Raw genomic sequence first — 9,154 nt, 5'->3', positions numbered from 1 at the left:
ATCGGTCTCGTGGGCTCGGAGATGTGTATAAGAGACAGGGGCTCGATCGGCGGGTGGGGCTCGATCAGCGAGGGGGCACTCGATCAGCGAGGGGTAGCTCGATCAGCGGCGGTTGTGGCGCGCAACCGGCATCGTCGCCACACTGGAGGGCAGTCCGGTGTTCGCCGGGTGCTCGCAGGGAGGTAGACGATGGCAGGCAACAATCCATTCGGCATTGATCCGGAGGACTTCGATCGATTCGCACGCGAGGCCGGCGACGGCCTGCGCGACATGGTGGGCAAGTTCCTCGGTTCACCGTCGTCGGGAGTGGCGTGGTCGACCGTCTTCGAGCAGCCCGCGCGCCGTGCGGCACCCGAACCGGAGACGACGGGAAAGTCCGGCTCGGGCGTATGGGCGGTCTTCGTCACCGACGCCGACGGCGGCGCACGCGTCGAGCAGGTCTTCGCGAACGAACTCGACGCCCTGCGGGCAAACCAGCACAACACCGATCCCACCCGTCGGGTCCGATTCCTGCCCTACGGCATCGCGGTGAGCGCACTCGACATCGCTGTCCCGCGCAACGACGCAAGCCCCACGCCGTTGAGCGACGACGGTCCCGCTTCCGACGATCCGACGCCCGGTTCCACGTCCTGATCGCCGGTCACGCTGCGGTTGGTCACGCTGCGCAGGCGTCCGTCGACCATCTCGTAGACGGCGTCCATCCGGTCGAGGTGTGTCGGATCGTGGGTGACCAGAACGCACGCCGCGCCGTGGGTCCGCGTCATCTCGGCGAGCAGTTCGACGATCGCGGCACCGCGTGCCGAGTCGAGCGCTGACGTCGGCTCGTCGACCAGCAGCAGCGACGGCGTATTCATGAGTGCGCGCGCGATGTTGACGCGCTGACGTTGGCCGCCGGAGAGCTGAGCAGGGAGCTTGTGCGACTGATCGGTCAACCCGACCTGGTCGAGCAGTAGTCGGGCGCGCTCACGCACGTCGCGGCGTCGGCTCGGTCTCGACCACCATCGTTGGCCGAGATGAGCGGTGACCTCCAACTGTTCGACCGCGGTCAGCGACGCGATCAGATTGGATTGCTGGAACACAAAGCCCAGGTGCTCGCGACGAGCACGCGCGGCCTCGCCACGGGAGAGACCATTGAGTTCGACGGTGTCACCGGACCGGGTCGCAACCGAAACGCGCCCCGAATCCGGCCGGATCAGACTGCCCGCAACGGCGAGCAGGCTCGACTTCCCAGAACCCGACGGTCCGGTGATCGCCACGATCTCGCCGGGCGCTACCGCGAGGCTGACATCGTCGAGCGCTCGCACACGCCCGGAGCCGTCGGGAAAGGTCAGCGTCACTGCCGACATATCAAGGGCGCGAACAGGTTTGGTTGAGCCGATCGTGCTCATCGAGTACCTCCCAGTGCGGTAAGTGGATCAGTGGTGACAAGGAATCGAAGCGCCAGCGCGGCACCTATCAGGCCGAGCGCGATGATGGCGGCAGCGGGCAGGAGGGTCGTGGCGGTGGTCAGCACAAACGGTATTCCGCCGAGGAATCCACCGACCAGAGCAGTGATAGCCGTTCCGATCGCGGCCCCGACGACGAGAACCAACGCGGCCTGACCCAGCGCATCGCGCACGAGTGAACCGGTCGACGCGCCCAACGCTTTGAGTACCGCGATGTCGGGAATGCGCTGCACCGTCCACACCGTGAAGAAGGCGCCGATCACCAACGCCGAGATCACGAACAGCATGACTGTCATCAACGTGAGTGAACTGTTCTCGGCCTTGTAGGACGCCAGCGCCGAGAGCGCATCGTCGGAACTCGTGACCGTCGTCTGTGTCGCCCGTGCGACCGATGTGTCAGCACCGTTCGACGCCGTGAAGGTGACAACCGTGGCGGCGCCGGCATGCGGTGACAACTGCTGCCAATCGTCGAGCGAGAGATACACGACGGGACTGTGTGAGTACCAGTCGTCGCCGACGATCCGCGCAACCGTGAACGGTCGACCACCGAGTTCGACGTGAGCGCCCTCACTCGCGTGCAGCGTTTCTGCGACTGACGAACTCAACTCGACGCTCCCCGGTGTAGGCGCGTCGCGGTCGGTACCGATGAGCGCCACGGGCACAGGGGAGTCGGGCGCGGTGGATGGCGCTATCCTCGCCCGCGATATCCCGACTCCGACACTGTCGGGTTGCGCCGTGCGCCATGCGGCCAGTTGCGCTGCGGTGAGCGAGGATTCGTCGAAAGACGGCGCGGTTCCGGTGTCGGCGAACACCACCGAGTTGCCCGGAAGGTGCTGCACCGCCGAGATGTTCTGGTGGCGTAGGCCCGCCGTGAGTCCGCTGAGGAACGTGACGAGCACGGCAACGAGCACGACGACGAGCGCTATCAAGGCGAACCGTCCACGGGCACGCCGCAGGTCGCGAAGCGCGACAAACATCGAGAAGTCCTTTCCGTCGCTGCGTACCCGAGACCCGTGTGATCGTCCGGAGCGCAACGTCGATGTGTGGTGACCACTTCATGCTCGGCCGCACACGCCGTAAGCGCGTCGCCTGTCGGGATGGCATCGGTTCCGTCCTCCGTACGTGCCCTCTCCTCCTTTCGATGGATGCGCGGACAACCAGCGCGGCTATCGTTGAACGACATGCACCCGTCCCCACTCACCCCCGTTGTCGCTGCGTTGCGGTGGGGTCTGCACCTGCTCGCCGTCGCGCTGACCGTGGTGGTGATGGTGCGCGCGTTGATCGCGACTCCGACCGACGTCGCGGCGGCGATCGTCGCTGCGGTCTGGCTCGCGGTCTATTTCGCGGGCGGTCTCGTGGTGGGCAATCGTCGGCGTGCGCTGGTGTGGCTGGCCGTACTCACTGCGGTGTGGCTGGTCGAACTGGCACTCACCGCGGAGGCCACGTATCTCGTCTTCGTCCTGTTCTTCCTGTACCTGCACCTGCTCGGTCGACGCATCGGCTTGGTGGCCGTCACGTTGGCGACCGGTGTCGCGGTGGTCGGTTACGCGATGCACAACGGATGGTCGGCAGCAGCGATCATAGGACCAGTCCTCGGTGCAGGTGTTGCCGTCGTGATCTCCGCGGGCTACGCACAGCTCTTTGCCGAGGCACGACAGCGTGAGCGACTCATCGACGAATTGGTCGCTGCGCGAGCCGATCTCAGCGATCAGCAACAGGCCATCGGCAGGGCCGAGGAACGTGAACGGCTCGCTGCCGAAATCCACGACACCGTCGCGCAGAGCCTGTCGAGTATCCAACTCCTGTTGCACGCGGCAGAACAGTCGACCGGAGAACAAGCGGCGTCGTCGATCGCGTTGGCGCGCAACGCCGCTGGTGACGCACTGACCGAGACCAGACGCCTCATCGCAGAACTGTCCCCGGCGCCTCTCGACGGCGCCTCGCTGGCAGATGCACTTCGACGAGTCGCCGCGGACGCGTCCGGACACGGCATCAATGTCAGCGTGCTTATCGAGGGTGACGCCCAACCACTCGCCATGCCCACCGAGGCGGCGCTGGTCCGTGTGGCGCAGGGCGCGGTGTCGAATGTGGTCCGCCATTCTCGTGCAGGCACGCTGCACCTCACCCTCACGTACACCGCCGACGAGGTGCACCTCGACATCGTCGACGACGGAACGGGTTTCGCGGCCGATGCGTCGGAGGGTTACGGGCTCACCACTATTCGACGACGCGTCGACTCTCTCGGCGGACAGGTCGACATCACCTCCGACGACGGGGGTACCACCGTTGCCGTGTCATTTCCCGCCGTGTCATTTCCCGCCGTGTCATTTCCCGCCGTGGCGCCTGCTGCCGCGCGGTCGGTACAGGAGAGCGGCCGGTGATCCGGGTACTCCTTGCCGACGACCATCCGATCGTGCGGGCCGGGTTGTCGGCGTTGCTCGCCAACGCCGCTGATATCGATGTCATCGGCGAGGTGGCGAAGGCCGACGACGCGGTGGCCTGGTGTGCCGACGCCGACCGATCCCCACAACCCGATGTTGTCCTGATGGATCTCCGCTTCGGAGAGGGGATGTCGGGAGTGGAGGCAACCCGGAGGATTCACGCCCTGCCGCGGGCGCCCCATCTTCTCGTCGTCACGAACTACGACACCGACGCCGACATCCTCGCCGCCATCGAGGCAGGGGCGAGTGGGTACCTGCTCAAAGACACCGCGCCCGCAGAACTGCTGGCCGCGATACGGGCAGCGGCGGCGGGGGAGAGTGCGCTGTCGCCGTCGGTCGCGACCCGACTGTTGACGCGGGTGCGTGCCACGCCCGACACCGTGCTGACGCCACGCGAGATCGACGTCGTCGCACAGGTGGCGACGGGCCGGAGCAACCGCGAGATCGCGAAGGCGCTGCACGTGAGCGAGATGACGGTGAAGTCGCACCTGGTGCACATCTTCACCAAGCTCGGTGTCGGCTCCCGGACCGCCGCCGTTGCCAGCGCGCGTCGTCAGGGACTCATCGACTGACCGGTCAGCCGCGCACGAGACCGATCACCTCGGCCAGTGCGTCCAGATCCTTTTCCGAGGGCTCGATGAACGTGAAGTACGAGATTCCGGCGGTCTCGTTGAGGTGGTTGATCCTGTCGGCGACCTCCGCAGCGCTGCCGTGGAGGATGTTCACCGATCCGCGGAGCGCGGCGTCGTCGAGGTCCGGGTTTGCCCCGCGCAGCGCGGTGACGTCGGGTTCGCGCCCAACGGCCAGGTCGAAGACGATCACGTTGAGTTCGAGTGCGTCGAAGCGCTCACCGGCCTCGCTGCGAACGTGGGCGACGCGGTCGGCCAGCACCTCGTCGGTCGGCAGGTTGGAGAACGCGACGATGTCGGCCTTGCGTGCGGCGAGCGAGAGCACGCGGTCGCCGATCCCCGCGACCATGATCGGCGGATGCGGCTGAACGAAGGGTGGCGCCTGTGCGGGATCGTCGAAGGCGACGTGCAGATGGTCGACGACCTCCTCGAGATGATCGACTCGTTGGCCGGGACGGCCGAACGGGATTCCCGCGGCGTCGAATTCAGCTTTCACATAGCCTGCTCCGAGACCGATCTCGAGGCGCCCACCGCTGAGTTGATCGACGGTTGCGAGGTCGCGCGCGAGCAGCGCGGGACTGTAGAAGGGCGCGTTGAGTACGAAGTTTCCGATCCGCAGCTCCGGTGCCTGCGCGGCAGCCGCGACGAGCGCGGGCATCGGCCCGATGAGGCCGAGGTGGTCGGGTACGAGAACGACGTCGGCGCCGGAATCGGCGACGGCTTGTACTTGCGCACGGAACTGATCGCCCGTGCCGGTTCCCAACAGGTTGACTCCGAAACGGATTTTTCGAGTATCTGGCGACATGCCTAGTACCAACCGCCGCGACCGGCCATGGATTCCGGGCAGGGCCCGATGGGTTCCGGGCAGGAACCGATCTCGCTGCCGGCCACTACGCCTCGACGATGATGACGTGGAGAGTTCGCGGGCCGTGGACGCCCTCCACGCGGTCGAGTTCGATGTCGCTCGTCGCGCTCGGTCCGCTGATCCAGGTCTGGGGGCGGGTCGCCGAACCCTGCTCGATCAGGCGGGCCACTGCTTCGGGAACGTCGCTGACGATCTGATCGGTGCGGATCATGCAGAGGTGAACATCGGGTACGAGTGACACGGCCCGACGACCTTGTCCCGCACTGTGATCGAGCACGATGGTGCCGGTGTTGGCTATGCCGACCGCCGCGGTGGTGATCACCGCCGACGCGGCGTCGAGTTCAGCGGGGGAGAGATCGTCATCGGACAGCCACACCGGGTCTACCCCGGATAGCAGGTCGCGGACGACGGCGTCGGCGATGATCGGACCGTCGAGGTTCTCCAGCAGGGCGTTCACGTGATCCGACAGGTGCGCTGGATCGACGCGTTCGACGACGGCCTTGTAGTCGGCGACACGCTCGGCGAATCGGTCGACGAGGCCGAGATCGCCTGTGCTCGAGGGTCGGCCGTATGCCCAGTCGACGGGTGTGACGTCGTCGGCAGGTACGTCGGCCAGGGCCGCGCGGACCCGACCGATGATCTCCTCACGGGGTGCGGTCATCGTGCTTCATCTCCAGAAGTGTTGTCGCGCTCGCGTTTCCACCACTCGCGGAACGTCTCAGCGGGTGGAACCGGGGTGTCACGCGCACTCGACCACGGAGTCATCGGCCAGGGCAGCGCGCCGAGCGTGCGCCGGTTGCCGAAGAAGCGGTGACTCGCTGTTGCGGCTTTCTGGGCGGCCTCGAGTCTGCGGTGATCGGCGAAGACCTTCTCCATGGCTTTCATCGCTGCGGCCTCGGCGGTCGGTAGCCCCTTCCGATGTTCGTCGACGACGCGGGTGCGCAGATGAACGAGTATGTCGGGTATGGGAATTCGGACCGGACACACGTCGAAGCATGCGCCGCACAGGCTTGACGCGTAGGGGAGCGATTGATCGATCTTCGACGCCGTGCCGCGGAGCTGAGGGGTGAGAATTGCGCCGATAGGACCCGGGTAGACGGAGCCGTACGCGTGCCCGCCGGTGCGCTCGTAGACCGGACACACGTTGAGGCACGCCGAGCACCGAATGCAGCGCAGTGCGGCGCGCCCGACCTCGTCGGCCAAGACGCCGGTGCGGTTGTTGTCGAGGAGGACGATGTGCACGCTCTGCGGACCGTCGCCCGGGGTGACGCCTGTCCACACCGACGTGTACGGATTCTCGCGTTCGCCGGTGCTGGAGCGGGGAAGTACCTGCAGGAATACTTCGAGGTCGGCCCACGTCGACAGGATCTTCTCGATGCCCACCACGGAGATCAAGGTCTCGGGCAGCGTCAGGCACATGCGTCCGTTGCCTTCAGATTCGACGACGACAAGGCTGCCGGTGTCGGCGATCGCGAAGTTGGCTCCGCTGATGCCGACCTTGGCGCGTAGGAACTTCTCACGCAGATGCACGCGTGCGGCTTCGGCCAGCCGCGCCGGTTCCTCGGTCAGGTCGTCGGGTGCGGGGCGTCCCACCTTCGCCATGTTCTGCAGAAAGATCTCACGGACCTCGCTGCGATTTCGATGAATTGCGGGCACGAGGATGTGACTCGGCCAGTCGTTGCCGAGTTGCACGATCAGTTCGGCGAGATCGGTCTCCCATGCGTCGATGCCCGCGGCGGCAAGCGCCTCGTTGAGTTCGATCTCCTGGGTGGCCATCGACTTGACCTTGACCACTTCCGAGGCGCCGGTGTCGCGGACCAGATCGACGACGATGCGATTGGCCTCCTCCGCGTCGCGCGCCCAATGTACCTGTGCGCCAGCGGCCGTCGCTTTCTCCTCGAACTCCAGCAGATAGTCGTCGAGGTGACGTAGCGTGCGGTTCTTGATCGCCTCCGCCGCGAGTCGCAGTTCCTCCCAATCGGCGAGTTCGTCGACAACCGCTGCGCGCTTGTGCCGGATGGTCGACGTCGCGTGTTCGAGGTTGCGGCGCTGGACCGTGTTCGCCAGCTCGTGGCGGGCCGCTTTCGGGAACTTCGGCATCCCGACGAATGTCGCGGTCACCCCGACGTGCGGATGTCCGAGCCCGAAACCGTGCCGGCTCAACGCTTCCTGCTCGGCGTGCCGATCGGACTCAACGGTCTCGCTCATGCCGGGTGCTCCTCGGTCGATGCCAAGATTTCTGCGAGGTGCATGGTGCGTACACCCGCCCGTTCGCGGGAGAGGAGTCCTCCGATATGCGCAAGGCACGAGTTATCCCCTGCGACAAGAACTTCGGCCTCGGTGTCGCGGACATGCCTGGACTTGTCTGCCCCCATCGCCACCGAGACGTCGGCGTTCTTCATCGCGAAGGTGCCCCCGAAGCCGCAACACTGGTCGGCGGCAGGCAGATCGACGAGGTCGATGCCACGTACGTTGCGCAGCAACCGAAGAGGTTTGTCGCCGACGCGCAGCATCCGTAGGGAGTGACACGTCGGGTGGTAGGTGACCCGGTGGGGAAAGTAGGCACCGACATCGGTGACGCCGAGGACGTCGACGAGGAATTCGCTGAGTTCGAAGAATCGTGGTGTGATCTCGTCGACGTCGAGGCACAGCCGGGTGTCGCCGGTTCGCGCGGCAACTGCCGCGTGTTGGTGGCGGACCGATCCGATACACGACCCCGAGGGGGCGACGATCGCGTCGTATCCGGAGAAGACGTCGACGAACTGTCGTACACCGCCGATGGCTTCGTCGGCGTAGCCCGTGTTGGTGAACATCTGCCCACAGCATGTCTGCTCGACGGGGAACTCGACTCGGATACCGAGGCGTTCGAGCAGCAGCACGGTTGCCCGTGGGGTGTTCGGCCACATCGTGTCGTTGAAGCACGTTGCGAACAGCGCGACTCTCATCGCGTGCTGTTCTCGGTTCTGCTGTGGTGCATTGATCACCGCCAGGGCTGGGGGCTCGGGTTGGGGGCTACAACCTGAGGGCTGGTGGTCGGTGTTCCCTACGACCCGACCTGGCTTCGACGCTATGGCCACACGCAGTGAGCGTCAACCGCTGGGCACCGTACGTTCGATGGTGGTGCTGTCGAAGCCGTCGCGGTCATCCGTCACGCGCGGAGCGCAGAGCGGCGCGGCGGAGTTCTGCCTCGGCGAAGCGTCGTTTCTGGTCGTCGGTCTCGGGCGTGAGAGGTGGCACCTCGTGCGGACGTCCGTCGTCGCCCATGCTGACCATGGTGAAGTAGCAACTGTTGGTGTGGCGGCGAATCCCGGTATGGATGTTCTCGGTCTCGACCCTGATACCGACCTCCATCGAAGTACGTCCGGTGTAGTTGATCGAGGCCGAGAGAATGAGCAATTCGCCCACGCGTATCGGTTCACGAAAGATGACGCGATCGACCGACAACGTGACCGCGTATCGACGTGAGTACCTGCTCGCGCACGCGTAGGCGACCTCGTCGAGCAGTTTGAGCAGCGTGCCACCGTGGACGTTTCCGGTGAAGTTGGCCATGTCGGGCGTCATCAGCAGTGACATCGACAACGTCGAATGGTCGGCGTCGGACACGTGATGAGTGCTCTCCGACGACCCGTGCCCGGCATCCATGTCGCGAATCGTAGCCGCCTTGACGGTGGCTGGCGTGCTGTCGGACGCGCAAACGCCCCGCGATCTGGCAAACGCGCGTGGTACACCACGGGCGTCCGTAGAATCGCGGGGCGTTTACAGAACCGTAGAACC

At 65.7% G+C, this 9,154-nt stretch carries 10 protein-coding genes; 3 read left to right on the top strand and 7 right to left on the bottom strand.

The genetic code is table 11. From position 1 onward, the window contains the following. The first annotated feature begins 189 nt into the window (after positions 1-189). Complete coding sequence (locus A5788_RS23565; RefSeq protein ID WP_156525530.1) at positions 190-633, top strand: hypothetical protein; 444 nt, start codon at positions 190-192, stop codon at positions 631-633. On the opposite strand, the gene A5788_RS15090 is transcribed toward A5788_RS23565, so the two are convergent. After that, positions 516-1,388: an ABC transporter ATP-binding protein gene (locus A5788_RS15090; RefSeq protein WP_064870377.1), complete on the bottom strand. Its 873-nt coding sequence runs from the start codon at positions 1,386-1,388 to the stop codon at positions 516-518. The two genes, A5788_RS23565 and A5788_RS15090, sit on opposite strands and share 118 nt — an antisense overlap. Next, the gene (locus tag A5788_RS15085; protein WP_064870376.1) at positions 1,385-2,422 is read right to left on the bottom strand and encodes an ABC transporter permease; all 1,038 of its coding nucleotides are present in this window, start codon (positions 2,420-2,422) and stop codon (positions 1,385-1,387) included. Before A5788_RS15085 ends, A5788_RS15090 begins: the two co-directional genes overlap by 4 nt. A gap of 204 nt (positions 2,423-2,626) precedes the next feature. On the opposite strand from A5788_RS15085, the gene A5788_RS15080 reads away from it, so the two are divergent. Both A5788_RS15080 and A5788_RS15075 read left to right on the top strand, forming a co-directional pair. Beyond that, on the top strand, positions 2,627-3,826 hold the full coding sequence (locus A5788_RS15080) for a sensor histidine kinase (protein ID WP_064870428.1): 1,200 nt from the start codon (positions 2,627-2,629) through the stop codon (positions 3,824-3,826). Further along, positions 3,823-4,458 carry a response regulator transcription factor gene (locus A5788_RS15075; protein ID WP_064870375.1) on the top strand — a complete coding sequence of 212 codons (636 nt, stop codon included), beginning with the start codon at positions 3,823-3,825 and terminating at the stop codon, positions 4,456-4,458. Before A5788_RS15080 ends, A5788_RS15075 begins: the two co-directional genes overlap by 4 nt. A gap of 4 nt (positions 4,459-4,462) precedes the next feature. Here A5788_RS15075 and A5788_RS15070 read toward each other — a convergent pair whose 3' ends face one another. From A5788_RS15070 to A5788_RS15050, 5 genes are all read right to left on the bottom strand, one after another. Then, positions 4,463-5,320: a TIGR03621 family F420-dependent LLM class oxidoreductase gene (locus A5788_RS15070; RefSeq protein ID WP_064870374.1), complete on the bottom strand. Its 858-nt coding sequence runs from the start codon at positions 5,318-5,320 to the stop codon at positions 4,463-4,465. Positions 5,321-5,405: 85 nt separating this feature from the next. Then, positions 5,406-6,041, bottom strand: a complete 636-nt coding sequence (locus A5788_RS15065; protein ID WP_064870373.1) for a LutC/YkgG family protein — start codon at positions 6,039-6,041, stop codon at positions 5,406-5,408. Then, on the bottom strand, positions 6,038-7,480 hold the full coding sequence (locus A5788_RS15060) for a LutB/LldF family L-lactate oxidation iron-sulfur protein (protein ID WP_064870427.1): 1,443 nt from the start codon (positions 7,478-7,480) through the stop codon (positions 6,038-6,040). Before A5788_RS15060 ends, A5788_RS15065 begins: the two co-directional genes overlap by 4 nt. A gap of 104 nt (positions 7,481-7,584) precedes the next feature. Then, complete coding sequence (locus A5788_RS15055; RefSeq protein ID WP_064870426.1) at positions 7,585-8,325, bottom strand: (Fe-S)-binding protein; 741 nt, start codon at positions 8,323-8,325, stop codon at positions 7,585-7,587. 196 nt (positions 8,326-8,521) lie between these two features. Then, positions 8,522-9,022: an acyl-CoA thioesterase gene (locus A5788_RS15050; protein ID WP_049698504.1), complete on the bottom strand. Its 501-nt coding sequence runs from the start codon at positions 9,020-9,022 to the stop codon at positions 8,522-8,524. Positions 9,023-9,154 lie beyond the last annotated feature (132 nt).

Origin of the sequence: Gordonia sp. 852002-50816_SCH5313054-c (assembly GCF_001665925.1) — a bacterium.
Taxonomy (GTDB): Bacteria; Actinomycetota; Actinomycetes; order Mycobacteriales; family Mycobacteriaceae; genus Gordonia; species Gordonia jacobaea.
The sequence above is the reverse complement of the archived record's forward strand: the minus strand, read 5'-3'. Positions and strand labels throughout refer to the sequence as shown.

Bases quoted from the DNA above. Each gene is read 5' to 3' on its own strand.
- A5788_RS23565 (WP_156525530.1), top strand. From the start codon at position 190: ATGGCAGGCAACAATCCATTCGGCATTGATCCGGAGGACTTCGATCGA.
- A5788_RS15090 (WP_064870377.1), bottom strand. From the start codon at position 1,388: ATGAGCACGATCGGCTCAACCAAACCTGTTCGCGCCCTTGATATGTCG.
- A5788_RS15085 (WP_064870376.1), bottom strand. From the start codon at position 2,422: ATGTTTGTCGCGCTTCGCGACCTGCGGCGTGCCCGTGGACGGTTCGCC.
- A5788_RS15080 (WP_064870428.1), top strand. From the start codon at position 2,627: ATGCACCCGTCCCCACTCACCCCCGTTGTCGCTGCGTTGCGGTGGGGT.
- A5788_RS15070 (WP_064870374.1), bottom strand. From the start codon at position 5,320: ATGTCGCCAGATACTCGAAAAATCCGTTTCGGAGTCAACCTGTTGGGA.
- A5788_RS15065 (WP_064870373.1), bottom strand. From the start codon at position 6,041: ATGACCGCACCCCGTGAGGAGATCATCGGTCGGGTCCGCGCGGCCCTG.
- A5788_RS15060 (WP_064870427.1), bottom strand. From the start codon at position 7,480: ATGCCGAAGTTCCCGAAAGCGGCCCGCCACGAGCTGGCGAACACGGTC.
- A5788_RS15055 (WP_064870426.1), bottom strand. From the start codon at position 8,325: ATGAGAGTCGCGCTGTTCGCAACGTGCTTCAACGACACGATGTGGCCG.
- A5788_RS15050 (WP_049698504.1), bottom strand. From the start codon at position 9,022: ATGGATGCCGGGCACGGGTCGTCGGAGAGCACTCATCACGTGTCCGAC.